The following is a 25033-nucleotide window of genomic DNA, read 5'->3' on the forward strand; positions in this document are numbered from 1 at the left end:
TCAATCAGTGCCTTAGAGGCCAGCATCAAGCTGTTTAATCGTTTTAGGTGAAGTTCTGGGCAGTATTGGTGTAAAGAATGTTGTAGGATATTGGCTTCGCGCATCTTGTTGTCCAAGTGTAGTTTTTGGCGAAACCATTTGATCATGCAACAAGATGCGCTTCCACCCTAATTTGATGATTTATTTGTAAATCATCAGGGGATTCTTCAGGCTTTTGCTTCAGCACTTCGTTTTCTGCTTTGAGTCTTGAATTAAACCACATAAAAACCTCTAAACTTTTATTGATATTGTTATGGCCACTGAATTAATAACGTCTAAGGTGCAATCCCTGCGGTATTAGGGTAAGTAGGAAAGTGTGGTAAGAAAATATTAACGTATATCAATGCCATAATCTTACTTTTTTATTGAATAACAATGAATTTATGAACTTGAGCAAATAAATTGCCCAAGTCGATTTTGGATAACAAGTGAATATCTCGTACTGTATTTCTACAAATTGCGATTCAACCTTAATTGAGCTTGCTAGTTTGAGTGTTAACACTTTTCATCAGCATCGCAGCAAAAGCGTTGTAACTCTTTTAAGCCACAGGTAAATCTAAAATCATTGTAGCAATACTAAAGTAAACGAGCACACCAATGATATCGGCGATTGAGGTGATAAGTGGTGCGCTGGCTGAAGCCGGATCCATTTTTAACTTGCTGAGTAAAAAGGGCAGTGACATGCCAATCAGGCTGCCAATGATCACTACGATCTGCATGGTTAATGCAACGACCAAGGCGATTTCTGGACCACCGCGCCAAAACCCAAGTAGCGATACTGCCAAGGCCATGCTGGCACCGAGTAATCCTGCTACCCCTAATTCACGCCCCAGCAATGAGAGCCAATCCTTGAGTATCACTTCGCCAGTGGCTAAGGCTCGCACCATTAAGGTGGCTGATTGCGAACCCGCATTACCGCCGCTATCGATGAGCAGTGGAAGAAAGAACACCAAAGAAACATAACTGGCAATGGTATCTTCAAAAAAGGCGATGCCAGCGCCTGAGAAAATATTACCAAACACCAAAATGACCAACCAAACGACTCGTTTACGATAGAGCAAGCCTATGCTGGCGGTTTTTAAATTGTGATCAATATTGCCGATGGCCGCAGTTTTAGTAAATTCAACATCAACCTGTGAACTGGCAATGTCCATCGCATCGTCATAGGTGACAATACCGACTAACTGTCCCTTGCCATTGATGATGGGGAGAGCCAATAAATCGTAATGGGCGATCATCTGCACCGCTTCTTGGCATTGAGCGTTGGCATCTAAGGCGATGGGGTTGTGTTTCATAAAGTCGACCACTCGCTCTTCTGGCTGCGCTAAAAGTAATTGTCTAAGTGATACCGTTCCAATTAAACGGCCTAACATATCGACCACATAGGCTTGATAAATCGTCTCTTTATCGGCGGTTTCCGTGCGCAGCATTTCAATCGCCTGGGCGGCGGTATGACGGCTATTGAGCAGAGTGTAATCCGATGTCATCGCCGCACCGACCTTGGTTTTATCGTAGGCGGCTAAAGTGCGCATATCCTCTCGTTTTGCCTGTGCTAACACGGGCAATAGTCGTTTTTGTTGTTCAGGTTCGAGCAGGTTATAAAGATCGGCGCGCTCGTCCGCTGCCATAGTGAGCAACAGCGATGACAGCGTGGTTTTATCTAACTGCTGCACTAATTCTGTTTGTAATTCATCACGTAAATAACGAAATAAATCCGCCGCAATTTTGGCGGGCGCAAGTTGCAAAAACCGTAATTGCTGTGGCTGAGTAAAGCTACCAACTACAGCGGCAATATCTGCGGGGTGACGCTCTTTCGCTAAAGCCGTAATGCCTGCTGTATCGCGCTGCTCTAAAATATTTTGGATAGCTACGACGATTTGCTTAGTATTTTTTTGGTTGTTGTTCATGTTCATAGTTCATTCTCCCAACGATCTATTAATTAAAGAAAAAGGTAAAGTCAGCGCCCAGCTGTTGTGTGTTTCCTTTTAGGCTGTTGCCTAGGCTTAGTTGAAGTTGTAACTGTCTTTTAAGTAAATATTGATATGCGAGTTTGTAGGCTCGTTCATGGGACTCATGGCGATAAAATTCGGCTATCCATTGCTGCTCAGTGTCGTATTCGAAGGCGATAGCAACTCCTGCAATAAGCTGGGGCGATTGAGCGCCATACTGATCTATACCTAGGTTGCTATAGAGGCGTAAATTCTGAGCTGCCAAGTCATATCCCAAAATCCCCACAATTTGCGTTGTTAGAGGGTGGCTGCCTTGATGATTTTTTTGCAAATTAACAGCCAGCGCACTTTGCCAAGGGGCATAGTCTGCATTTAATGGCAATCTGAATCCCAGCTCGGTTTGCTGCTCATTGATAGCATTATTACTTTGTTGTTCAATGCCTAAGTGCCATTCCCACTGGCCTGAGTTGCAGGTGCCACTGCCATTTATCTGTTTTGCGCTATGATCGGATCTCGGCTGTTGCCAACCTAGCTGTAACTCGCAGTGTTCGGCGATGCTGGGATCATCCACATCGAGTTGAGAGGCATGTGTTGCGACGCTAATGCATAGTCCCAAAAATGCCCAAGACTGAAAAGCAAAGGTGAATGGCTTGTTTGTGTACGCCATGGTTTAACTCCCTGAGTGTGGGGAGCCAACTGGGGCAAAATAGGCGTGAAGATGTATTCAATAGGCAGCACTTATCCTCCGGCTCAATGCCGGAAAAACCAATAGGCGAGCGCTAACGCTAGCATGACTGGCTAATATTAAGGTCTGAAATTGAATGTACGGGTGTGGGGTGAGATGTGTCACGCTACTACCCTGCTTAGCAGGTAGCAGCAAAATATTGCGGGCTAGTGCTAGGCGTTAAATCCTGTCTTTTGGACAGGGCATCTACTGTCGCTTATGTGTGTGCCCACAGTGGGTCTCCTAATGGTAAAATCGGCTAGATTCTAAACCGCTGACAATGAAAGTCAACCCAATAGGCAATTACCTATGTTTATGTTTCAATTTTGCTTTTATTCTTGAGTTGATTTTTGTTTTAGGTTTTTGCTGTGTTGCATTTTGGTGTGCAGTAGGTTGCCTTGGGGGCTGGCTGTATTTTTATAAGGTTTGATATTTATTAATTGCTGTTGTTCTGCGCCAGTTAATGGATGTATTTAATGATAAAATCGATTTATCGCAATCAGTTAAGAACCGAGTTTAATTAGCACAACGGTTTGGCTAAAGAGGAATCACCTGTGACATTTGCTTCCCAACAGCAGTCCATTTCGGCTGAAAACTGCCATTCGAATATTCGTATTGCGACTATCAATCTATTTAATTTTATTGAACCACCTTTAGCCTTTTACGATTTTGAAAATATCTATAGCCATGGCCAGTGGCAAAAGAAGTGTCAGTGGTTTGGCGAGCTTTTAAACCAATATCATCCGGATATTGTCGGGTTTCAGGAGGTGTTTAGCCCTGAGCCATTAAAACAACTTGCGGCGCAGCAAGGGTTAACACATTTTGCCATAGTTGATAGCGCCACTTTGGTCAGTGATTACATTTATCAAAGCCCTGTGGTTGCGCTAGCGTCGCGCTTTCCAATCCTTGAGGTGCATGCGATTGAACCCGATGCACATTTAGTGGCAGCGATGGGGTTATCGAGCCAATTTACCTTTAGTCGTAAAGTACTGCGGGCGACGGTGGATATACCGCAAATTGGCGCTTGTGATTGCTATGTGGTGCATTTTAAATCTAAGCGCCCGGGACTTGCGTTAGAGCCACATCCCTTAGGCTTAACCTTAAGTGCGCCACCTACGCTTGCGTTGCACTCTGAGACTAAGTTATTAACTGAGCAAGCCCTAGGTCGCTGGGCATCGACCATGCAGCGGGGCGCAGAGGCGGCATTGTTGTTCCATACTATTCTCGCGCGGCGGCAAAGCATAAGATATCCGGTGATCCTGATGGGTGATTTTAACGATAGTTTGTCCATGGGGGCGTTGGATGCATTAACGCTCCAAGGCGAGCATCTCCACAGCAACGATATCAAGGCCGCGGGACTTGGGCATTTGTCTGATACTGCACGTTCGGCTGTGTTTGCCCAATATCGACTGCAAGATGCTTACGAGTTATTTATTGCGGCGAATATGCCCGATAACCTAGTCCATTCTCGGGAGCATCGAGCTGCAACCCATTACTACGGTCCTAAAGGTTCGGTACTCGATTATATTTTGCTTTCCAATGAGTTTGATGCCAGTGATAGTCGCAGTTTGGCTCAGGTGGTGGATTATCAAACCTGCGATAGACACTTAGTCAGGCCCGAATATGAGCGCGATGCTTACAGTACCGACCATGCACCGGTATGGGTGGAATTGGCGCTGCGGCGTTAGCAAGTAAAATAACTGTCGAGGATGCCATCAAGAACAACATCTCATCTTGAATCGTTAACACGCCCTCGGCCCAGGGTTTTACCCGCGAAACTGGAGTATGATCGCAGACCATGGGAATGGAGAGCTGATGTTTTGGACAGATGGCTCGCACTTGAACCCTATTAGGTATATTATCCGCTTCCATTTTTAGAGGGCGGCGCCTAGTGTTCGAGCGGTACTATTGATTACGGTGGTACAACACACAGGCGGTACAATTATCAAAGGCGGTACTATGGCTATCAGAATCAAACTTAAACCCGGTCGCGAAAAGTCCCTTGAGCGTCGTCATCCTTGGGTCTTTTCCAACGGGATCCACAACGTTAAAGGTAAGCCTGAACCGGGGCAGACCGTCGATGTGGTTGCCCACGATGGTCATTGGTTGGGCCGTGGTGCTTGGTCTCCTGAGTCTCAAATCCAAGTACGAATTTGGACTTTTGATCGCGAAGAAGAAATTGACCGTGAGTTTTTTAAGCGTCGTATTCTGCGTGCACAAGCGGGACGCGATGATTTGATCCGTGAACAAGGCTTAACGGGTTACCGTTTAATTGCCGCTGAGTCCGACGGCTTACCCGGTATCACTATTGATAAATATGCCAATGTATTGGTGTGCCAATTACTGAGCATGGGCGCCGATGTATGGCGTGACACTATTGTCGATGTGCTCGCCGAGCTGTACCCCGATTGCGCGATTTATGAGCGCTCAGACGTCGATTCCCGTAAGAAAGAAGGCTTAGCCTCTACCATGGGTTTACTCCATGGCACGCTGCCTGAAATGCCCGTCATTATTGAAGAAAACGGTATCAAAATCGCCGTTGATGTGACTAAGGGTCATAAAACCGGTTTCTACCTCGACCAGCGCGATAACCGCGCCATCGCCGCCCGTTTTGTGAAAGGCAAATCGGTACTGAACTGTTTTTGCTACACCGGCACCTTTGGCCTCTATGCTGCTAAGGCGGGCGCGGCCAGCATTGAGAACGTCGATGTCTCATCACTTGCCCTCGATACTGCGCGTTTGAATATGCGAGTCAATGGGTTAAATGATGACAATGTGCATTACAACGAAGCCGACGTGTTTAAGCTGTTACGTCAGTATCGCGATGAGGGTAAAACCTTCGATGTAATCGTACTCGACCCGCCAAAGTTTGCCGACAATAAGTCGCAGCTCAACGGTGCCTGTCGTGGCTATAAAGATATCAATATGATTGCGCTGCAATTATTAAATCCGGGCGGGGTGCTGTTGACCTTCTCTTGCTCGGGATTAATGCCTGCGGATCTGTTCCAAAAAATCGTTGCCGATGCGGCACTGGATGCTAAACGTGAGATCCAATTTATCGAGCGTTTAAGCCAGGCGAGCGATCACCCGATTGGCAGCGCCTTCCCCGAAGGATTTTACCTCAAGGGCTTAGTGGCTCGAGTGTGGTAATCGTTTGATTGTGTAAACGTTATAAAAAAATGCCGGTGCAGTTGCAGCGGCATTTTTATTTCTCGCATGGGAGTCTTGGTCTTTCGACTCAATCAGCCCTTAAGCGGTAAAGGTTTTCACGCCTTCAGGGGTGCCAACCAGTAACACATCGGCGCCGCGTTTTGCGAATAGACCGTTGGTCACTACGCCGACGATAGCGTTGATCTTATCTTCTAATTCCTTAGGATTGATGATCTTAAGGTTGTAAACGTCGAGGATCACGTTGCCGTTATCCGTGACAACGCCTTCACGGTACACTGGGTCGCCGCCGAGTTTGACGAGTTCACGGGCCACGTAAGAGCGCGCCATTGGGATCACTTCAACGGGCAGCGGGAATTCACCCAAAATATCCACTTGTTTAGTGTTATCCACGATACAGATAAACTTTTCAGCCACAGCCGCAACGATTTTCTCGCGGGTTAATGCCGCGCCGCCGCCTTTGATCATGTCCATATGGCCGTTAATTTCATCGGCACCATCAACATACACGGATAATTTATCGACGCTGTTTAAGTCATAAACTGGGATGCCAAGGGCTTTCATCTTTTGGGTAGAGGCTTCTGAGCTTGATACCGCACCTTCAATATCGGCCTTCATGGTCGCCAAAGCATCGATAAAGTGGTTAACGGTTGAGCCTGTGCCCACACCTACAATGCTGTCCTTCTCAACGTATTTGAGTGCAGCCCAGCCTGCGGCTTTTTTCATTTCATCTTGAGTCATGTTGACATCCTGTAATGGCAAATGAGTAAAAAATTCTGGGCTTAGTATACTCTTTTCCGCCAAATAGTGTGGTGCTATTGCACTATGGCTGTGATCTTGCTTACAGCCCGCACTGATTTAATCTGTGTATAAAGGGAAGTGCTTTAAGATAAAGTACATCTGGATAGAGACAATGCTCTATGCGGGCTTAATCTAACTAAGTTACTATTGCCAAAGCAGAATCGGCAAAATAAAACATTGGTTTAAGGGAGTGTGTATGGCAGGGGCAAGTTTATTAACCTTACTCGACGATATTGCATCCATTTTGGATGATGTGGCAGTGATGAGTAAGGTCGCGGCCAAGAAAACCGCTGGGGTGTTAGGGGACGATTTGGCCTTAAACGCCCAGCAAGTCACGGGCGTGAGTGCCGACCGCGAATTACCTGTGGTCTGGGCGGTCGCCTTAGGCTCGTTTCGCAATAAATTGATTTTAGTGCCCGCAGCCATGTTGATCAGCGCCTTTATTCCTTGGGCGGTGACCCCCTTATTGATGTTCGGCGGCTTGTTTTTATGTTTTGAAGGCTTTGAGAAATTACACCACAGCTATAGCCATCGAAAAGACAAACACGCGGAGCAGACCGAATCTGACATACCGGAGATAAGCGATCTTGCGGCCTATGAAAAGGAAAAAGTGAAGGGTGCTATCCGCACCGACTTTGTGTTGTCGGCAGAAATTATCGCCATCACTTTAGGCATAGTCGCGGATAAGTCGCTCTCAACGCAATTTTTTACCCTCGCCATTATTGGTATCGTGATGACCATAGGCGTTTATGGTTTGGTGGCAGCGATTGTCAAAATGGACGATGCGGGTCTGTATCTGAGCCAGCGTCAGGGCGAGTCGGGCTTCACTCGCTTTAATCGTAAGTTGGGGTTTGGCTTACTGAGCGCGGCGCCCGTGTTGATGAAGAGCTTAACCATTATTGGTACTGCCGCCATGTTTATGGTGGGCGGCGGCATTCTAACCCATGGATTACATTGGGTCGGCGAGCAAATCCACCATGCCGAGCAATTCGTGGAAACCTTTGCCCTAGTCGGCCCAGTGCTTGGGTTACTGACGCCAAGCATTCTTAACGCGCTCTTTGGCATCGCGGCGGGCGCGGTGGCGGTATTGGTGATGACTGGATTTCAAAAGCTGCGTAGCTGATCCGTTGTCATCCTTTCATAGCTGGCGATTATAGCGTCAGCTAATCCGAGCTGTGCGAGTGCGAAGGTGCTCGCCGCGATTATTTCAGCGCTCAAGGACGAATTATGCAATTAATGCGTTATTGCCTTTCCCCCAATAAGTTGGCTTGGCTGCGTGAGGAATTAGGCGAACATGCCGACAAACTGCTGGCGGCGATGGATGCGGCGGGCAGCAACTATCTGGCGGAGTTAACCGAGCTCCAAGCGGGGGATTTATCGGCAGGCGATTCGCAACTCAAGTTTGCATGGTTTCAACAAAAGCTTGCCTTAACCACGCGCTTAACGGATGCCGAGCTGGCTAATCTTTCGCCACTGTCGCTGGTGGATATGCGGGACGACATGCGGGTGGAAATGCGAGTAGAATTAGTCATGCTCGATAAGCTTACCGCCGCCTTACAACAACTTAGCAGTGAATCCGTGCTGGGGTTTGATACCGAAACGCGGGCAAGCTTTGAGCCGGGTGTTCAACATCCCTTGAGCTTAGTGCAATTGGCGACCTCCGATACCTGTTATTTATTTCAACAGGCGGTATTGGGTGAGAGGCTCGCTGAGCTTAAACCTTTGCTCGAAAATGAGCAGATCCTCAAAGTGGGGATTGGATTAAGGGGCGATGGCCAAGCACTGAAACGAGATTGGGATATTCATGTCTCCCCTCGACTCGATTTGAATTGGGCGATGGCGCAGCTCGGGGCTGGGAAGGAGATGGGCACGCGGCAATTGGTGGCGGCATTACTGCATAAACGCATCGATAAACCTAAAAAAATTACCCTCTCGAATTGGCAACAGGTGCCTTTATCCCAAGCGCAAATTCAGTACGCCGCCCTCGATGCATTGGCGGCAAACCTCTGTTTTTGGCAGTTAATCGACAAGCTGCAAGGTTTTTATGGCAAAACGACTGTCGGTAATAAACCCTTATTGCCGCCGAGTTTAGCCACACGACTCGCGAGCTATTTTCATCCAGCTTAAGACTTGAGATAAGGTCGCGAAGATAAGGATTAGGGGGGCAAGAGATGTTGGATGCGATTTGTGTACTCACAACCGAGGCTGCGGCAGAGCAGGCTTCGTCACCATTACGACTCAATCCTCATGCTCAGGCCGGTGTCACCTACAGTGTGTTCAAGTTTCAGCAGTTACCCGAGGCTGAGATTGAGCGTTTGCGCCAGCATTTATATTGCCCCGCCTGCTACGGCAAAGCCTATTTTCGTAAAGCATCTAAGGATGGTAGGGCCGCCTGTTTTGGCTCCCGTTACCATGAGCTCGATTGCATCGAATTTAATCCGTCGGCGCAAAAGTCCCGTGAAGAACAAGATGCCCTCGAAGTGCAGCAACAACTGCTCGACGCAGATGCCTTGGTTATCGATTTCTCACTTAATCCCAGTAATAAGAGACCATCTAACTCAGCGCACAAAATCAAGGCTCCCCAAGAGCAAGAGGTTGGAGCCAAAAGTGACATTGAAAATGATACTGAGCAATTAGCGTCAGTACAGGAGCCCAAAGCTGACTATCAGGTAGCGGCCGATAAGCCAGAAATAGCCATCACGGCAAAGCGTACACCGAGCCAAGGGCTAGAAAAGTTACTCCATAGCCTGCTGCGAGGCTCCGATCTGGCGACTTCGGATCTTTGGGTTTATACCGATGATGAGCGTAAGTACCGCTGGCGGGCGAAGAATTTGTTTGTGAATTTTGCCGATGCGGATCCGACGGATAATAAACCCCATATGTACTGGGGCACTATCTCCCATAGCGACCCGACGTTATCTTGGCTCAATCCTGCCGACAGTAAAGACATAGGCATTCCTATTGAGGCCGTCAAAATCAAACTGTTTAAGCGCTTTAATATCGAAGATAAGCGGGATTTAGAGGGCGCAGGGCTTATCCTGTTTGGTAAGTGTTTTTGGAATAAGGATAAGACCCGCAAGATTATCCAGCTTTGGGACAATGATTTGCGGCGAATTTTTATCTCAACCCTTGATGATTAACTTTCAGCGATGGGATTAATTAGTGAGTGCTTGGTACGCACAGCGCTTAAATTTATCCTTTAAGGCGTTTTCACGACTCTTTTGTGAGTTTCTGGGGCATAGACAGAGCATCAGGTTTCACCGTTTACGCTGTTGCCAGCGGGTTTTGAACATTCTGCAATGAGCTTACATGACGACTTTTTCAGCTTTATGCCAATTAAATCAACAGTAGATGCAAAACTTGTTTGAAAATTCCTCAGTTAATTAAGTTTGTCATAAAAAGTCCTTTACCTTTGAGAGTGCTTTTAGCATAATGCCCCACGTCAACAGGGGTGTAGTTCCAATTGGTAGAACAGCGGTCTCCAAAACCGATGGTTGCGGGTTCGAGTCCTGCCACCCCTGCCAAATAAAACAACGGCTTGCATAGAAATATGCGAGCCGTTTTATTTTAGCCGTCATAAAATTTCGTAGTGCATTTGCTTACATTTGTTAAGTAAAGGTATTTGCAACTTTCGTAGTGTCTAACATACAATCGCAATCCATTTGGTTTGAGGATGTATGGTTTGAGCTCTGTGATGCAAACAAGGCGCAGATTAGCACTATGGCTTGCAGCCATCTTAGTGTTGCTGTCTGTTGCGTTTGCGGTGCACAGTGTTTCCCACCTCAATGATGATACCAAAGCCCATTGCGCGCTGTGTTTGCATCAGCACCAATTGCAGCATGCCCTCTCATACTCTCCTTTAGATTTTCAAGTTGCTCAACAGGGTGTTATCTCGGTTGAGTTTGATGTTATTTCCTTTAAGACGCCATTTAGGCGCAACTTCCTTAGCCGCGCGCCGCCGCTAGCAGCCTAACTCCTGCTTTTTATCTATTTCTCTTATTTTTCGAGCGCCTTGGCTTAACCAAGGCGCCCGATGCTGTTTATTTTTGGAGTAAAAAATGGCTACTTATGTCATTCAAAAGCGCTCGGTATTACTGCTGGGCGTGACGTTGTTGGCGTTGGATACGAGTGTTCCCCTATTGGCCGCCGAGGCGCTGCAAACTGATAACACTGGACTTAATAATGATATCGAGCGTTTAAGCATTCATTATCGACAGGCCTACCGCGGCAATGTGCCTGCGACTGAGTTACCTCAGGCCATCACAGTGCTGGATGAGCAACTGATTAAAGATACTGGGCTGACGCGTTTTCAAGACTTATTGGATTATTCTGCCAGTGTCGCGCGGCAAAACAACGGTGGTGGGCTATGGGATAGTTTTTCGTTACGGGGCTTTCCTGGGAATGAAAACATGCCATCGGGCTATTTAATTAATGGTTTTAATGGTGGCCGAGGTTTTAGTGGTCACCGAGATCTATCGAACGTAGCCTATGTGGAAATCCTTAAAGGCCCGGGCTCGGCGCTTTATGGACGCTCGGAGCCCGGCGGTACTGTGAATATTGTGACTAAAAAACCGCAGTACGAGGCGCAGGGCTATTTAAAAGCCTCCGCGGGGAGTTTTGAGCAATATCGGTTAGAAGGGGATTTTACTTCGGGGCTGACCGATACCTTGGCCTTTCGGATCAATGGCGCTTGGCAGGAGCATGACAGTTTTCGCGATCATGTATTTAGCGATAAAAAGATCGTCACGCCATCGCTACGCTGGCAACTGTCCGATAAGTCATCGCTCCTGTATGAGGTTGAATATCTTAAGCAAGAACAGTTATTTGACCGTGGCGTAGTAGTGCTCAATAACGACTTTAATACCGTGCCCCGTTCGCGTTACTTAGGCGAGCCCAACGATGGGCCAACTAAAGTGGATGCGACTGGGCATCAGCTTACCTATGAGTATGAATTAAATGAGGATTGGTCGCTTACCGCGGGTTATAACTACCGCGATTCGAGTCTGAATGGCTACTCATCGGATGCCGAATTAGCAAAGGGACGTCAATCATTATATGACGATGGCCGTACTCTGACGCGGCAGCATCGCTATCGAGATTACGCTTCTGAAGACCATTCTGTTCGGGCCGAACTCAGCGGCCAGTTTGATACTGGCAACATAAGGCACAATCTGCTGCTCGGGACGGATGCCTATCATTATCGACTAAAAACGGGACTCTACCGTTATCGAGGCAAGAAGGGCGCCTATGCTATCGATATTTTTACGCCCCAATATGGCGCGGCTCAGCCTGAGGTCAGTTTGCTCTATGAAAACCGAGAGACTCAAGATGCCTGGGGCGCCTATTTACAGGATCAATTGGAGTTAACCGAGCACTGGAAACTGCATTTGGGTTTAAGGTTTGACCGTTATTCCCAAGAAATTGCAGAGCAGGTCAACGCGAGTCTGTCGGATCAACGCGATCACAGGGTCAGTCCGAAAGTCGGATTAGTGTATCAATGGTCTGAGGCGTTAAGTGTTTACGGCTCCTATTCGGAAGGTTTTTTACCGCTTTCAGGCACTGATTTTGCAGGTAATCCCTTCGAGCCAGAGGAGAGTAAATCCGTCGAGTTAGGGGTTAAGTTCAACAACACTTGGTTTGAGTTACCCGTTAATGGCAGCTTGGCTTGGTTTGATGCGCAAAAGAGCAATATCTTGACCTCAGATCCCGTCAATGTCGGCTTTTCTGCGACCCTTGGTGAAGCCAAGAGCACGGGGATTGAATTGGATGTCGCGGCCGAGTTAACTGAAAGCTTACAAGCAACCTTGTCCTATGCCTACCTTAATACCCGCACGGCGAACGACAGCCTGAATCTGGATTGGGGCGTGTTAATTCCGGCGGGGAGTCCGCTGGTCAATGTGCCAAAACACACGGGCAGTGTCATCCTCAAGCAGGACTTAAATGAGCTTTCTATCGACGGTCATTTAGGGCTGAGTTGGCGTTATGTGGACTCACGCTTGGGCGATTCGGCCGAACCGAGTTTTCAATTACCGAATTATCAGTTACTTGGAATGTTCTTCACGACTCGGCTTGCTGACAACTTAAGTCTCGCCCTCAATGTCGATAACCTACTGGATGAGCACTATATCGCCAGCAGTTACTCGGCGCTGTGGGCTGTACCGGGTGAGCCACGTAACGTTAAAGTGAGTGTTAGCTATGAATTCTAATGTCACAGTGACACCCATGGCTTCGACTGTTGCGCCTAAACTGCAAGGGCGTCAGCGGATCAATAGCATCGACATGATGCGCGGCTTAGTGATGCTGATTATGTTGCTCGACCATGTGCGGGAGCGGTTTTTCCTGCATATGCAGGTGAGCGATCCTATGGATTTGAGCACAACAAACTGGGCGCTGTTTGTCAGCCGTTTTGCGGCGCACTTTTGTGCGCCTGTGTTCGTTTTTTTAACTGGGGTCTCGGCTTGGCTTTACGCCAATCGCGGTTATGGTGAACCACGCTCTGCGCGCGAGTTTTTAATTAAGCGCGGACTATTCTTAATCGCCCTCGAGGTGCTGGTGATAAATTTCTCATGGATGGGCAATTATAACACCCTGTGGTTGCAGGTGATTTGGGTGATAGGGCTGAGCATGTTGGCCCTTGCGGCATTAATCAACCTCCCGAGGTTGTGGATGGCATTACTCGGACTATTGATTATCTTTGGCCATAACCTATTGTCGCCTATTCATTTTACGCCAGACGAGTGGGGCTATAGTCTGTGGACGATACTGCATGACCGAGGTTATTTGATTGCCGAGGGCGAGCTTAAGCTGAAGATAAGTTACCCAGCGCTACCTTGGATTGGCGTGATTTTATTGGGCTATGTGGCTGGCCCCTTATTTGGCAGAGGGAGTGATGCGGGGCTGCGTCAGCAAAAATTAATACTGTTAGGACTTGGCTGCGCTCTGCTGTTTGGCTTGCTGCGTGGGTTTAATCTCTACGGCGAGACGCTGCCTTGGCAGTTTGGCGATACCTTAGGCCAAACCTTAATGTCAGTATTTAATCTAACTAAGTATCCGCCATCACTGAGTTTTTTGTTGGTGACCTTGGGCGGGATGTTCTATTGCTTAGTGGTGTTTGAGCGCTATTTTGCGGCAGGCAGAGTATTAGGTTGGATGGGGCAGAGGTTAGCAGTGTTTGGCTCTGTACCTATGTTCTTCTATATCTTGCACTTATATGTGCTGCTGTTGCTGTATTCGCTGGCTAAAGGGATATTTGGCGCCAACCATGGTGAGCTGTTTGGCGTAGCGCATATGGGGTGGGTATGGCTGATAAGCGTAGTCTTAATTCCTTTGCTCTATTATCCCGTGCGCTGGTTTAGCCGTTACAAAGGACAGAGTCAGCAGGCTTGGCTTAAGTATCTCTAAATTGGCTTTAGCATCGATAAATGCCCAATAAAATGGCCGAGCGCGTGACTGCTCGGCCATTTGGCTTGGGGATGATGAAAAGGTTATTCGCTTAATAAGCTACGTAGCATCCACGCATTTTTCTCATGGAGTTGAATGCGCTGGGTGAGTAAATCTGCCGTGGCCTCGTCGTTGGCTTGGCTAACCAAGGGATAGAGCGCACGGGCATTTCTAATCACTACTTCTTGGTCGCTTAACAGTTCACGGATCATGGTTTCAGCTTTAGTGACACCTTGGTCTTCACGGATTTCGGTCAACTTGGCATAGGCCGAATAGGAGCCTAATGCCCTTGCGCCCAATGCACGAACTCGCTCGGCGATTAAATCGACCGCTAAGGCAAGCTCGGTATATTGCTGTTCAAACAATAAGTGCAAGCTAGTGAACATGGGGCCTGTGACGTTCCAGTGGAAGCTGTGGGTTTTAAGGTAAAGGCTATAGCTGTCGGCCAATAACTGATTTAACCCAGCGGCGATTTCTTCTCTATGAGCTTGGTTGATGCCGATGTTAATCATGGAAATTCCTCCTATTGTCCTACTCAATGGAGATAGCTTATCAAATAAGCTAAACATATAAAGCGGTTAAAATAGATTCATAAAATCGATTTTATAGATTAAAGCGTAAGCAAACGTTTGGCTTGAGTCATGAACCGTATCTTGGCAATAACATTCGGCCCATTTAGCTGGTATCCTTATGCGGTGTCAGTGCCTAATGAAACCCCAATAACCCTATGAATAAATCTGCCTATTTAGCCGCGATGGAGATAACTCCTTGGCAGCTTCGCGATACTAAAGTGCGAACTTATCAAGTGGTTTTGGATGTTGATGATATGTCGTCTGCCGCTGAGCCACTGATTGATACGGTCCTTGGCTTAATTGGGATCAGTAAGGATGACTGCGAGTTCAACACTGAGCCACATAAGGGCAAAACCATAGTTTGGGATTTACGCCGCCACAGGGTTAGACCGAGAGTGGCTTGGTTAGTGTCGGATCCCCTTGCGGACTTGCTGTCACACAGTGAGGCAAAGCGTGCCTTGTGGGGGCAGATTTGCCAGTGGCGTGAGCAGCAATTAACGGCCTAGTCGTGTCCAGTACACATTATCGTGAGTTACCTTTTAATTTGGATTTTCCCGTGAGTCATCAAGTCCTTAATACCCTTAACGAATCATTGCAAATCGTACTTCTGACGCCAACGGATGTGAGTCAAATGGCGCGCATTGAAGCGAGTGCTCATTCCCATCCTATGAGTGAGAATAACCTTGCCGATTGTTTTGGCCACTTGTACCGCGTTATTGGATTAATGCAAAGCAATGGCAAGTTGCTCGGCTTCGCGATTGTGCAGCAGATTGTCGATGAGGCAACGCTGCTGGATATTTGTTTGCCGCCAGAACAACAAGGGCGAGGATATGGGCATCTGCTACTCACGGCGGTTATCGACGTCGCTAAGGCTGCCAAGGCCGTGGTGCTGATGCTGGAGGTTCGCGAATCAAACCTTGCCGCGCGCGCACTCTATCAGAAGCGGGGCTTTGTCGAAACCGGTCGGCGCAAAGGCTATTACCCTTTGGAAGAGGGCAAAGAAGATGCGATTTTGATGGATTTAGCCTTAAGCGAAACGGTTTAAGTTTTTAAAAGTAGATATAAAAAAAACAGCGCATTAGCGCTGTTTTTTTATGGAGTTAATAAAGCGAAGGTTACTTCACTTCTTTACCTTGAGCTTGCAAGTCTGCATGGTAGCTTGAACGCACTAATGGACCACAAGCAGCATGGGTAAAGCCTAGCTCATCGGCAAGGGCTTTAAGCTCATCAAACTCGGCTGGTGACACGTAACGCTCAACCGGCAGGTGGAACTTAGACGGTTGCAGATATTGACCTAAGGTCAACATTTCAACCTTGTGCTCACGTAAATCACGCAGCACTTGAGCGATTTCTTCGTTGGTTTCACCTAGACCCATCATCAGCCCCGATTTTGTCGGCACGTTGGGGTGACGCTCTTTAAAGCGCTTCAGTAGGTCGAGTGACCATTGATAGTTCGCACCCGGACGCGCTTTGCGGTAATGCATAGGCGCAGTTTCAAGGTTGTGGTTGAACACATCAGGCGGCTCAGTCGACAGAATATCGAGAGCGGCATCGATACGACCACGGAAATCGGGCACTAAGATCTCAATCTTAATCTCGGGATTGAGCTTACGGATCTCACGGATACAGTCGGCAAAGTGCTGGGCACCGCCATCACGCAGGTCATCGCGGTCAACCGAGGTGATTACCACGTATTTTAGCTTCATATCACGGATGGTTTGAGCCAATTTAACAGGCTCTTCCGCATCGGGCTTGAGTGGACGACCATGGGCCACGTCGCAGAATGGGCAGCGGCGAGTACAAATTGCGCCCAAAATCATAAAGGTCGCAGTGCCGTGGTTAAAACATTCTGCCAAGTTAGGACAAGAAGCTTCTTCACAGACCGAGTGCAGGCCGTTAGCGCGTAACGCTTGCTTAATATCGAGAATGCGTTGGTTAGACGCGGGCAGTTTAACCCTTAACCAATCGGGTTTGCGTAACATGGTTTCGCGCTCAGAGGGCACGATTTTAACCGGAATGCGCGAGACTTTATCGGCATCTCTTAATTTGACTCCGGGTTGTAAACGTTCAGGCCTATTCATGACGCTGCTAATCCTTGATGATGAACTAGATGTTGGTAGCCCAGTAGTTGGCTAAAGGTAATAATGAGTTGCTCGCCTGCTTCAATCACGGTTTGTGGGCCGCCAAGTTCTTTACATTGCACCATCTCAAGCCCTGCATAACCGCAGGGATTAATGCGTCGAAATGGGGCCAAATCCATATCCACATTCAGTGCTAAGCCATGGAATGAACAGCCTTTACGGATCCTTAGACCCAAAGAGGCAATTTTGCGCTCATCCACATACACCCCCGGTGCATCGGCCTTGGCGTAGGCAGTGATAGCGTATTTGGCAAGCATATCGATAATGCTTTGCTCGATATGGGTCACAAGTTGGCGGACACCCACTTTACTGCGTTTAATATCGAGGAGAGGGTAGACAACTAATTGCCCTGGTCCGTGGTAAGTGACTTGACCACCACGATCCACTTGGATCACGGGAATATCGCCCGGATTCAAAATATGTTCGCTTTTACCTGCTTGGCCTTGGGTAAATACGGGTGGATGTTCAACGATCCACAGTTCGTCTGGACTGTCGCTGTTACGAGTGTCGGTGTAATGCTGCATTGCATGCCACACAGACTCATAATCCTGCTGTCCCAGATGCCGAATATGCAAAGTGGTGTCTTGCAAGGGCAACCTCTCCCCTATAATTGAGTGGCGCTATTATACGCCTCTTGGCCATAAATGTAAGATAGATCACATTTTATAGCCTTGAGGAATACTTATAGTACGCGGCGAACGCCTTCGATACCGGCAAGCTCAGTGTACAGTATTTCGATATGATCTTTGCTGGTCACAGTGACACGGATAGTGACTGAATAGTAGCTCCCTTTGCTCGAGGCTTTAACTGTTGGTGAATAATCACCTGGAGCGTGTTTTTGCACTACCGCAACCACTCTATCCGTTAAGGTTTCGTGGGCATCGCCAACCACTTTGAATGGGAAGGCGCAGGGAAACTCCATGAGTTCATCAAATTTTGTGTTTAACATAGTCGTGCTCAATAACCATTTTAATAGGAACTATATGGTGGCGATTATACCCGATTCAAGGGTGATACTCCCCCAAAAACAACAAAGCCACCCGAAGGTGGCTGAGTTTTGTGAGCCGGATTAGCTAAACCAACCAGAAAACAGTTGCTTAAAGTAATCAACTAATTTGCTGAACCAGCTGCCTTCGTTGACTTCTTGTAAGGTAACTAGCGGGAATTGCGCAATATCTTTGCCATCTAACTGGAAGTATAAGCGTCCCACTGTTTCACCTTTTTTCAGTGGTGCGTCCAGTGGCTTAGTCAGTTCGAAGTTGGCTTTTAAGTCTTTTGCACGGCCACGGCTGACGGTAACTGGTGCATCTGTAGCGACACCTAAATCGACGGTACTCTTATCACCGTACCAAATTTTTTGCGTCACGAAGCTGTCGCCGGCCTTGTAAGGGGTCACTGTTTCGAAGAAGCGGAAACCATAGGTCAGCAGTTTTTTACTTTCGGCTTTACGAGCTGCTTCACTTTGAGTGCCTAATACCACTGAAATCAAACGCATACCGTCCTTAGTTGCAGAAGCGACTAAGTTATAACCTGCTCCAGAAGTGTGGCCGGTTTTGATACCATCCACATTCATGCTGTTATCCCACAGCAGACCATTACGGTTATATTGTTTGATACCGTTGAAGGTATAGTATTTTTCGCTGTAGACACGGTATTCTTCTGGCACGTCACGAATGAGTGCTGCACCTAAAAGTGCCATATCATAGGCCGTCGTTTTATGGTTCTCTGAATCTAGGCCATGGGAGTTTTCAAAGTAGCTATCACGCATACCAAGCTGCTTTGCCCACGAGTTCATCATGTCAACAAAGGCGCCTTCAGTACCCGCAATATGTTCGGCCATCGCGACACAAGCATCGTTACCGGATTGAATGATGATGCCGCGGTTTAAGTCAGAAACTTTTACGGTTTTACCCACTTCGATAAACATTTTCGATGAGTCAGAGAAGTTCTTCGACCAAGCATTTTTACTGATGGTGACATCATCATCGGGAGATACGTTACCGGCTTTAATTTCCTGACCAATCACATAGCTGGTCATCATCTTCGTTAAGCTGGCGGGGTTTAAACTCTCGTATGCATTTTCTTCGGCAATGATTTGGCCTGAATTATAATCCATCAAGATGTAAGCCTTGGCGGCCACGGTTGGTGCATCAGGGGTAACAATCGGCTGCGCAGCATAAACAGGAAGAGAAACACTCGAAATTAGCAGCAATGTCTTAATGGGACTTTTTACAAAATTCATCATTAACTTAGCACGTCTTTTTGGTTGTATTGAAAGAAAAGGCAAAATAGTTTCGCGAGTATACCACCCTTCGACAAAGGTTTTCAGTGAAGGTTCCTTCATCTGCGGTATTTTTAAGCTAAATTGACTCCATAATGTGAGTGTTCACTATTCCAAAACCATATAGCCTTCGGGATAGCCATCTTGTTTCACTTTAATGAGTAATCGGTCGGCAAGCTCCGTTTGACCAATCGGACCGAGCTGTAGTCTAAACATATTGTTTGCCGGTTGTACACGAGTCTTGACCTGATATTTCTTCTCCAGATCCTTCGCTATTTTATGGAGTCGCTGTTTATCCTTCGAAGCCACTAACTGTATATAGTGGTTTCCTGAGGATTGAATATTGGCTATTGCCGATTGGGTTGCGGTTTTATTGCCAATATAGATGACATCCAGTTTTATGCGTGCCGTACCTGTGCCTAGCATACCAAGCTTATAGGCGGCGGCATAGGATAAGTCTAAAATCCGGTCAGAGTGGAACGGACCGCGATCATTAATACGAATAATCACCTGCTTATTGTTATCTAAGTTAGTGACGCGAGCGTAGCTTGGTAGGGGGAGGGTCTTATGGGCTCCAGACATGCCGAACATATCGTAGGGTTCACCATTGGATGTCTCATAACCGTGGAATTTTTCGCCGTACCATGAGGCGCGACCCATTTCGGAAAAGCCTTCCCCCGAGTCTAATACCGTATAGGACTCACCATAAACCGTATAGGGTTTGTTACCGCGGCGGCTATAGGGTTCATATTTGGGGGTCGCATTCGGTACATGATCTACATTGGGTGGATTAAGGGGCATCTTATCGTTTTTAAGCGCGTAGCGGCCCTTATTGGGATCCATATTCTTATTCTTCACGCTGGCTGAGCCAGAGTTAGAACTGGAGCAGGCCGCGAGCGCAAAACAGCAGCCGAGCATCAAAAGCGATAAAAGATTATTTTTTAGCGTCATGTTGTTGCTTCAGTTGTTGGCTAAATTGATAAACAGCCATGGAATACAAGGGGCTACGATTATAACGGGTGATTACATAAAAGTTATTGAGCCCTAACCAGTAATCTTTACTTCCCACTTGTTCTAGCTCGATAAGCATGGCTTTTTGCGAGGCATCTAAATCGCGGGCGTTGACTAGCGATAAGCTCGGGGAGAGAATATCAGAGACCTTGTATTGTAACTTCTCGCCTGCCCACACTTTGGCTTTAGGTGCATTGGCACTGCTATTCACTAAGGGTAAAGCAACGGGGGCATGCAATTGCCAGCCATGTTCATGGAAGTAATTGGCAACACTGCCAATGGCGTCCTCTGGACTCTGGAGTAAATCACGGTTGCCGCTGCCATCAAAATCCACAGCATAGTGGCGGTAACTTGAAGGAATAAACTGACCAAAGCCCATGGCGCCAGCGTAGGAGCCTTTGAGGTTATTGATATCTAAGTGTTCTTCTTTTACCAGCCTCATTAATTCACCAAATTCCTTGCGGAAGAAGGTGGCTCTTGGCTCGTAATAAAATCCTAAGGTATAGAGTGCGTCGATAACCGGATAATTACCCGTGTACTGGCCATAGAAAGTTTCGATACCAATAATAGCCACAATAATTTGTGGTTCGACTTGGTACTTAGTGGCGGCTTTGGCAATCGTCGCCTCGTGTTTTTTCCAGAAGGCCAGACCTGCGTTGAGGCGTTTTTCGGTTAAGAAAATCGGATAATACTGATGCCAAGGTTTCGCTTCCCAAGGACGCGAAATCGCATCGATAACGGCTTGGTTGTAGTTGGCTTTGGCCAAGAAATTTTCGACTTCGGCTTGGGTAAAGCCTTGTGCCATTTGGGTTTTGATAAACTCAGCCTTTAAGGCCTCAGGTAATACTGGTGCCTCGGTTAATACCGGTGTGGGAGCCTGTGTGGTCACGGCGGCACTTGGCTGTGTTGTCGCGGACTCGTTAGCGGTTGAACAACCAATAAGGTATGAACTGAGGCAAAGCATTGCCAGTGGAGCCAAACAAGCTCGAAGAATCGGCATTAAGAAGTCCCTAAAAATTATCTATCTACAAAACGTCTATGGGTATGAATGCTCATAAGAATGCCAAACCCTGTCATCAATGTCAGCATTGATGTGCCACCATAACTGACAAGGGGTAAAGGTACACCCACCACAGGCAGGATACCTGAAACCATACCAATATTCACAAAAACATAAACGAAGAAAGTCAATGTGATACTGCCGGCAAGGAGTCTGGCAAAGCTGGTTTGCGCCCGAGAGGCAATGACTAAGCCGCGTCCGATGATGTAGAGATACATCAGGAGCAGGATAATGCTACCTATCAGACCAAATTCTTCACCGATCACCGCAAAGATAAAGTCGGTGTGACGTTCGGGGATAAATTCTAATTGGGATTGAGTGCCATCGAGCCAACCTTTACCCCAGAGGCCACCTGAGCCAATAGCAATTTTCGATTGGATAATGTGGTAACCCGCACCGAGGGGATCTTGTTCTGGATCGAGTAGGGTCAAGACGCGGGTTCTTTGGTAATCGTGCATTAGGAAGTACCAGAGAATAGGCAAAAATGCCAACACGGCGGCAATAAAACCGCCCACAATCACCCAGCTCATACCCGATAAAAACAGTACGAAAATACCTGATGCCGCAACTAAAATAGAAGTGCCGAGATCGGGTTGTTTAGCAATTAATAATGTGGGTATCAGTAGAATGACACCTGCGCCCGCTAGATAGCGTTTTTTGGGCGGTAGTGGGAATTTACTGATATACCAAGCCATAGTAATGGGGAAGGCGAGCTTAATCAGTTCAGATGGTTGAAACTCCATAAAGCCTAAGTTCAACCAGCGTTGTGCCCCTTTGTTAATCTCCCCAAAAAAATGCACCCCAAGCAGTAACACAATGCCTGCAAGGTAAATGGGTAATGCCCAGCGTTTTAGCGCCTCAGGATTAATTTGCGCCATGGTAAACATGATGCCCAGGGATAAAAACATCCTAAACAGTTGGCGTTCCATCATGCCAAGATCTTCACCACTGGCGGAATAGATAACAAATAGGCCAAAGCCCATTACAGCCAATAGGCCGAGCAACAGGGGCAGGTCGATATGTAATCGTTGCCAGATATTTTGACGTTGATGGGCACTCATGGCGTTGGTTTCCAAGTGTCTCTGAGCATATATTCATCGAGCATAGCGCGAGCGACGGGGCCAGCGTTTGCGCCACCCCAGCCGGCGTTTTCCATTACCACAGCCAGCACGATTTTCGGATCTTCAAAGGGCGCGTAGGCCACGACGAGGGCATTATCGCGGAAATGCTCGGCAATCTTATTAGCATCGTATTTCGTGTTTTCGGCCACGCCAATCACCTGCGCCGTACCGGTTTTCATCGCCGCGGTATAGCTTGCGTCGGTGAAGCGAGACTTATGGGCGGTTTGGCGCATGGCTTCGTTAATGATATTCCAGTTGCGCGGATTTTTAAGCTCAATCGGTGGTAACTCGTTAATCGGCGAGTCAATTTTGGCCGTATTATCTTTAATCGATCTTAATAAGTGCGGCGGAAAACGGCGACCCTTATTGGCGAGAATAGCGGTAGCATTGGCCAGTTGTAACGGAGTTGCGGTCCAGTAACCTTGACCGATACCGACTGAAATGGTGTCTCCTATGTACCAAGCTTGATTGTATTTTAAGCGCTTCCATTCTTTCGACGGCATATTGCCCGCTGATTCTTCGAAAATATCGACACCAGTATTTTGGCCAAAGCCGAATTGCTCCATAAAACGGGCTATGGGATCAACACCGATTTTATAAGCTAATTCATAGAAGTAGGTATCGCAGGATTCCACGATAGCACTATAGACGTTAACCCAGCCATGGCCCCAGCGTTTCCAGTCGCGATATTTACGCTCAACCCCTGGGATTTGCCAAAAACCAGGGTCCCAAATACGGGTGTGTTCGGTCACGGCTTTTTCATCAAGTCCCAGTAGGGCAATAATAGGTTTAATCGTTGATGCGGGCGCATATTGGCCTTGGGTAGCGCGGTTAATCAGCGGACGTGATTTGTCATTCAATAAATCACTGTAATCCTTGCTGTTAATCCCTTGCACGAACTGGTTGGGATCGTAACTTGGGCTCGACACTAAAGCTAAAATCCCGCCATCTCTTGGATCGATAGCGACGATTGAGCCTTTATGGCCTTGGAGTAGTTCCACGGCTTTTTGCTGTAATTGTAAATCGAGAGTTAAGTAAATATCTTGCCCAGGCTCCGGCGGCACGATTTTAAGCGTGCGGATAGTCCGGCCGCGGTTGTTCACTTCTTCTTCGAGGTGACCAGGCGTGCCGTGCAGCAGAGATTCATAAAATTTTTCAATGCCTTGCTTACCAATATCCTTGGTGGCAGCATAGTTCTTCCATTGATCGTTACGCTCCAATTGGGCGCGATCACGGGTGTTGATTTTGCCCACATAGCCCAGCACATGGGTGAGCTGGCTCGCATAGGGGTAGTTACGCTTTAAACCCGCCTCGACGGAAATCCCAGGAAAGCGATGCTGGTTCACGCTAAAAATCGCAACTTGCTCTTCAGTCAGCTGATTTTTAAGGGTAAGCGGCTTAAAGCGGCGGTGAAACTTTAAAGCGTCGGTAAAGGTTTCGCGCTCATCTGGGGTGATCTCGATTAACTTGCCTAGCTCGTCCAAAGTCTCGGACATATTGGCAATTTTCTCTGGAACCAGATCGAGGGAGTAAAAGGGTTGGTTTTCGGCGAGGAGTACGCCGTTTCTGTCGTAAATCAGGCCACGGCTTGGGGCGATGGGCACGACGCGAATACGGTTGTCATTAGAACGTGTCGCGTAATCTTTATAGGATTCAACCTGAAGGTGATAAAGATTAGTCACCAACACGCTCAAGAGGGCGACAACACAAAAAAAAGTGAACAGCGCACGGCGCTTAAACAGTGACGCCTCGGCGGCGTGGTCGTGCATGGTTATCCGCTTTTTTGGCGACACTTAGGCTATCTCCAGCTGATCCCATCCGGGTGGTTGACACTCGTTAACATCAAGATCCCGCTATTCTCTGTGATAAGGGTGATTGGTGTTCACGCTCCACGCGCGGTATAAGCTTTCGGCAACCACAATCCGCACCAAAGGATGGGGCAGGGTTAATGCCGACAGGCACCAACTCTGATGGGCGGCTTCCTTACAGGCGGGCGCTAAGCCTTCGGGGCCGCCAACCAGTAAGCTCACATCACGGCCATCGAGTTGCCATTTGTTCATGGCGGTCGCCAATTCTGGCGTAGTCCAGTTTTTGCCGGGAAGATCTAAGGTGACAATATGATTGCCCTTAGGGATAGCCGCTAACATTTGCTCGCCTTCCTTTTGCAGGATACGAACGATATCAGCGTTTTTTCCGCGCTTGCCGGCAGGGATTTCAATCAGTTCCAGCGCCATATCTCGGGGGAAGCGGCGTTGGTACTCTTCAAAGCCGCGGGTGACCCAATCGGGCATCCGTGTCCCTACTGCGATAAGTTGCAACTTCATTAGGCTTGCTTTTCTGACCAGAGCTTTTCAAGCTGGTAGAAATCGCGGGTTTGGTCTTGCATAACATGCAGGATCACGTTGCCCATATCCACCAATACCCATTCGCTGCTGTCGCGGCCTTCGATACCGATTGGTGGAATGCCAGCGGCTTTTGCCTCGAGCACGAGGTTTTCGGCGATCGCTTTCACGTGAGTTTTAGATGTACCTGAACAAATCACCATATAGTCGGTGATGTTAGATTGGTTGCTGACATCGATAACCACGACGTCACGGGCTTTTAAATCGTCGATTTTGTCGACAACAAACTGCTTTAATTCGGCGCTCTGCACGCTGATGTACCTCATTTATTTTAAATAGCGCGCTAGTATATCAGTCTTAAGCGGTGGAATACATTATCTTAGC

At 47.6% G+C, this 25033-nt stretch carries 24 protein-coding genes and 1 tRNA gene; 11 read left to right on the forward strand and 14 right to left on the reverse strand.

Annotation, left to right across the window (positions count from 1 at the left end):
* Window positions 1-578: 578 nt before the first annotated feature.
* Both mgtE and AEA42_RS14175 read right to left on the reverse strand, forming a co-directional pair.
* Window positions 579-1952, reverse strand: coding sequence for a magnesium transporter (mgtE, locus tag AEA42_RS14170; protein WP_037415108.1), 1374 nt, complete (start codon window positions 1950-1952; stop codon window positions 579-581).
* 22 nt (window positions 1953-1974) lie between these two features.
* Window positions 1975-2655 (reverse strand): hypothetical protein, encoded by a 681-nt coding sequence (locus AEA42_RS14175; RefSeq protein WP_055648075.1) that lies wholly within the window; start codon window positions 2653-2655, stop codon window positions 1975-1977.
* A 611-nt stretch (window positions 2656-3266) separates the two neighbouring features.
* Here AEA42_RS14175 and AEA42_RS14180 point away from each other — a divergent pair.
* Both AEA42_RS14180 and AEA42_RS14185 read left to right on the forward strand, forming a co-directional pair.
* Window positions 3267-4400: an endonuclease/exonuclease/phosphatase family protein gene (locus AEA42_RS14180; RefSeq protein ID WP_055648076.1), complete on the forward strand. Its 1134-nt coding sequence runs from the start codon at window positions 3267-3269 to the stop codon at window positions 4398-4400.
* Window positions 4401-4671: 271 nt separating this feature from the next.
* Window positions 4672-5862 (forward strand): class I SAM-dependent methyltransferase, encoded by a 1191-nt coding sequence (locus AEA42_RS14185; RefSeq protein ID WP_047536960.1) that lies wholly within the window; start codon window positions 4672-4674, stop codon window positions 5860-5862.
* 99 nt (window positions 5863-5961) lie between these two features.
* On the opposite strand, the gene rpiA is transcribed toward AEA42_RS14185, so the two are convergent.
* Window positions 5962-6621, reverse strand: a complete 660-nt coding sequence (gene rpiA, locus AEA42_RS14190) for a ribose-5-phosphate isomerase RpiA (protein ID WP_037415120.1) — start codon at window positions 6619-6621, stop codon at window positions 5962-5964.
* Between the two features lie 256 nt (window positions 6622-6877).
* Here rpiA and AEA42_RS14195 point away from each other — a divergent pair, with 256 nt between their 5' ends.
* From AEA42_RS14195 to AEA42_RS14225, 7 genes are all read left to right on the forward strand, one after another.
* Window positions 6878-7804 carry a DUF808 domain-containing protein gene (locus tag AEA42_RS14195; RefSeq protein ID WP_055648077.1) on the forward strand — a complete coding sequence of 309 codons (927 nt, stop codon included), beginning with the start codon at window positions 6878-6880 and terminating at the stop codon, window positions 7802-7804.
* A gap of 104 nt (window positions 7805-7908) precedes the next feature.
* Entirely contained in the window at window positions 7909-8808 is a 900-nt protein-coding gene (locus tag AEA42_RS14200) for a 3'-5' exonuclease (RefSeq protein ID WP_037430567.1), read from the forward strand.
* A 44-nt stretch (window positions 8809-8852) separates the two neighbouring features.
* Window positions 8853-9821, forward strand: coding sequence for a hypothetical protein (locus AEA42_RS14205; RefSeq protein WP_037430564.1), 969 nt, complete (start codon window positions 8853-8855; stop codon window positions 9819-9821).
* Window positions 9822-10128: 307 nt separating this feature from the next.
* A tRNA-Trp gene (locus AEA42_RS14210) sits at window positions 10129-10205 on the forward strand.
* A gap of 158 nt (window positions 10206-10363) precedes the next feature.
* Window positions 10364-10654 carry a hypothetical protein gene (locus AEA42_RS14215; RefSeq protein WP_037430576.1) on the forward strand — a complete coding sequence of 97 codons (291 nt, stop codon included), beginning with the start codon at window positions 10364-10366 and terminating at the stop codon, window positions 10652-10654.
* Between the two features lie 85 nt (window positions 10655-10739).
* Window positions 10740-12887 (forward strand): TonB-dependent siderophore receptor, encoded by a 2148-nt coding sequence (locus tag AEA42_RS14220; protein WP_055648078.1) that lies wholly within the window; start codon window positions 10740-10742, stop codon window positions 12885-12887.
* Entirely contained in the window at window positions 12877-14082 is a 1206-nt protein-coding gene (locus AEA42_RS14225) for a heparan-alpha-glucosaminide N-acetyltransferase domain-containing protein (RefSeq protein WP_055648079.1), read from the forward strand. The genes AEA42_RS14220 and AEA42_RS14225 overlap by 11 nt, the downstream gene beginning before the upstream one ends.
* An 83-nt stretch (window positions 14083-14165) precedes the next feature.
* Here AEA42_RS14225 and dpsA read toward each other — a convergent pair whose 3' ends face one another.
* Window positions 14166-14633, reverse strand: a complete 468-nt coding sequence (gene dpsA / locus AEA42_RS14230; protein ID WP_055648080.1) for a DNA starvation/stationary phase protection protein DpsA — start codon at window positions 14631-14633, stop codon at window positions 14166-14168.
* Between the two features lie 215 nt (window positions 14634-14848).
* Here dpsA and AEA42_RS14235 point away from each other — a divergent pair, with 215 nt between their 5' ends.
* On the forward strand, window positions 14849-15199 hold the full coding sequence (locus AEA42_RS14235; protein ID WP_055648081.1) for a DNA polymerase III subunit psi: 351 nt from the start codon (window positions 14849-14851) through the stop codon (window positions 15197-15199).
* Window positions 15200-15324: 125 nt separating this feature from the next.
* Entirely contained in the window at window positions 15325-15738 is a 414-nt protein-coding gene (gene rimI, locus AEA42_RS14240) for a ribosomal protein S18-alanine N-acetyltransferase (protein ID WP_226770112.1), read from the forward strand.
* A gap of 70 nt (window positions 15739-15808) precedes the next feature.
* On the opposite strand, the gene lipA is transcribed toward rimI, so the two are convergent.
* The 10 genes from lipA to rsfS form a co-directional block, all read right to left on the reverse strand.
* Complete coding sequence (gene lipA / locus AEA42_RS14245) at window positions 15809-16774, reverse strand: lipoyl synthase (RefSeq protein WP_023268311.1); 966 nt, start codon at window positions 16772-16774, stop codon at window positions 15809-15811.
* On the reverse strand, window positions 16771-17424 hold the full coding sequence (gene lipB / locus AEA42_RS14250; RefSeq protein ID WP_037430802.1) for a lipoyl(octanoyl) transferase LipB: 654 nt from the start codon (window positions 17422-17424) through the stop codon (window positions 16771-16773). Before lipB ends, lipA begins: the two co-directional genes overlap by 4 nt.
* A 92-nt stretch (window positions 17425-17516) precedes the next feature.
* Window positions 17517-17783 carry a DUF493 family protein YbeD gene (gene ybeD, locus AEA42_RS14255; RefSeq protein ID WP_037415150.1) on the reverse strand — a complete coding sequence of 89 codons (267 nt, stop codon included), beginning with the start codon at window positions 17781-17783 and terminating at the stop codon, window positions 17517-17519.
* 120 nt (window positions 17784-17903) lie between these two features.
* On the reverse strand, window positions 17904-19079 hold the full coding sequence (locus tag AEA42_RS14260) for a serine hydrolase (protein ID WP_037430803.1): 1176 nt from the start codon (window positions 19077-19079) through the stop codon (window positions 17904-17906).
* A gap of 144 nt (window positions 19080-19223) precedes the next feature.
* Window positions 19224-20066 carry a septal ring lytic transglycosylase RlpA family protein gene (locus AEA42_RS14265; protein WP_037415153.1) on the reverse strand — a complete coding sequence of 281 codons (843 nt, stop codon included), beginning with the start codon at window positions 20064-20066 and terminating at the stop codon, window positions 19224-19226.
* Window positions 20050-21126 carry a lytic murein transglycosylase B gene (gene mltB, locus AEA42_RS14270; RefSeq protein WP_055648082.1) on the reverse strand — a complete coding sequence of 359 codons (1077 nt, stop codon included), beginning with the start codon at window positions 21124-21126 and terminating at the stop codon, window positions 20050-20052. The genes AEA42_RS14265 and mltB overlap by 17 nt, the downstream gene beginning before the upstream one ends.
* A gap of 17 nt (window positions 21127-21143) precedes the next feature.
* A complete protein-coding gene (gene rodA / locus AEA42_RS14275; protein WP_037415160.1) occupies window positions 21144-22247 on the reverse strand; it encodes a rod shape-determining protein RodA in 1104 nt (367 codons plus the stop codon).
* Window positions 22244-24100, reverse strand: coding sequence for a penicillin-binding protein 2 (gene mrdA / locus AEA42_RS14280; protein WP_055648083.1), 1857 nt, complete (start codon window positions 24098-24100; stop codon window positions 22244-22246). Before mrdA ends, rodA begins: the two co-directional genes overlap by 4 nt.
* A gap of 60 nt (window positions 24101-24160) precedes the next feature.
* Window positions 24161-24631, reverse strand: a complete 471-nt coding sequence (gene rlmH / locus AEA42_RS14285; protein ID WP_011621784.1) for a 23S rRNA (pseudouridine(1915)-N(3))-methyltransferase RlmH — start codon at window positions 24629-24631, stop codon at window positions 24161-24163.
* Window positions 24631-24960 (reverse strand): ribosome silencing factor, encoded by a 330-nt coding sequence (rsfS, locus tag AEA42_RS14290; RefSeq protein WP_037430791.1) that lies wholly within the window; start codon window positions 24958-24960, stop codon window positions 24631-24633. Before rsfS ends, rlmH begins: the two co-directional genes overlap by 1 nt.
* Window positions 24961-25033: the final 73 nt, after the last annotated feature.

The sequence above is a fragment of the Shewanella sp. Sh95 genome (assembly GCF_001308045.1).
GTDB classification, from domain to species: Bacteria; Pseudomonadota; Gammaproteobacteria; order Enterobacterales; family Shewanellaceae; genus Shewanella; species Shewanella xiamenensis.

What these genes read in the sequence shown, in the direction of transcription:
- rimI (WP_226770112.1), top strand. Translation starts at nt 15,325, where the DNA reads ATGGCGCGCATTGAAGCGAGTGCTCATTCCCATCCTATGAGTGAGAAT.
- AEA42_RS14205 (WP_037430564.1), top strand. Translation starts at nt 8,853, where the DNA reads ATGTTGGATGCGATTTGTGTACTCACAACCGAGGCTGCGGCAGAGCAG.
- rodA (WP_037415160.1), bottom strand. Translation starts at nt 22,247, where the DNA reads ATGAGTGCCCATCAACGTCAAAATATCTGGCAACGATTACATATCGAC.
- mltB (WP_055648082.1), bottom strand. Translation starts at nt 21,126, where the DNA reads ATGCCGATTCTTCGAGCTTGTTTGGCTCCACTGGCAATGCTTTGCCTC.
- mgtE (WP_037415108.1), bottom strand. Translation starts at nt 1,952, where the DNA reads ATGAACATGAACAACAACCAAAAAAATACTAAGCAAATCGTCGTAGCT.
- AEA42_RS14235 (WP_055648081.1), top strand. Translation starts at nt 14,849, where the DNA reads ATGAATAAATCTGCCTATTTAGCCGCGATGGAGATAACTCCTTGGCAG.
- AEA42_RS14185 (WP_047536960.1), top strand. Translation starts at nt 4,672, where the DNA reads ATGGCTATCAGAATCAAACTTAAACCCGGTCGCGAAAAGTCCCTTGAG.
- dpsA (WP_055648080.1), bottom strand. Translation starts at nt 14,633, where the DNA reads ATGATTAACATCGGCATCAACCAAGCTCATAGAGAAGAAATCGCCGCT.
- AEA42_RS14175 (WP_055648075.1), bottom strand. Translation starts at nt 2,655, where the DNA reads ATGGCGTACACAAACAAGCCATTCACCTTTGCTTTTCAGTCTTGGGCA.
- lipA (WP_023268311.1), bottom strand. Translation starts at nt 16,774, where the DNA reads ATGAATAGGCCTGAACGTTTACAACCCGGAGTCAAATTAAGAGATGCC.
- AEA42_RS14260 (WP_037430803.1), bottom strand. Translation starts at nt 19,079, where the DNA reads ATGATGAATTTTGTAAAAAGTCCCATTAAGACATTGCTGCTAATTTCG.
- AEA42_RS14195 (WP_055648077.1), top strand. Translation starts at nt 6,878, where the DNA reads ATGGCAGGGGCAAGTTTATTAACCTTACTCGACGATATTGCATCCATT.
- ybeD (WP_037415150.1), bottom strand. Translation starts at nt 17,783, where the DNA reads ATGTTAAACACAAAATTTGATGAACTCATGGAGTTTCCCTGCGCCTTC.
- rpiA (WP_037415120.1), bottom strand. Translation starts at nt 6,621, where the DNA reads ATGACTCAAGATGAAATGAAAAAAGCCGCAGGCTGGGCTGCACTCAAA.
- rlmH (WP_011621784.1), bottom strand. Translation starts at nt 24,631, where the DNA reads ATGAAGTTGCAACTTATCGCAGTAGGGACACGGATGCCCGATTGGGTC.
- AEA42_RS14265 (WP_037415153.1), bottom strand. Translation starts at nt 20,066, where the DNA reads ATGACGCTAAAAAATAATCTTTTATCGCTTTTGATGCTCGGCTGCTGT.
- AEA42_RS14220 (WP_055648078.1), top strand. Translation starts at nt 10,740, where the DNA reads ATGGCTACTTATGTCATTCAAAAGCGCTCGGTATTACTGCTGGGCGTG.
- AEA42_RS14225 (WP_055648079.1), top strand. Translation starts at nt 12,877, where the DNA reads ATGAATTCTAATGTCACAGTGACACCCATGGCTTCGACTGTTGCGCCT.
- AEA42_RS14200 (WP_037430567.1), top strand. Translation starts at nt 7,909, where the DNA reads ATGCAATTAATGCGTTATTGCCTTTCCCCCAATAAGTTGGCTTGGCTG.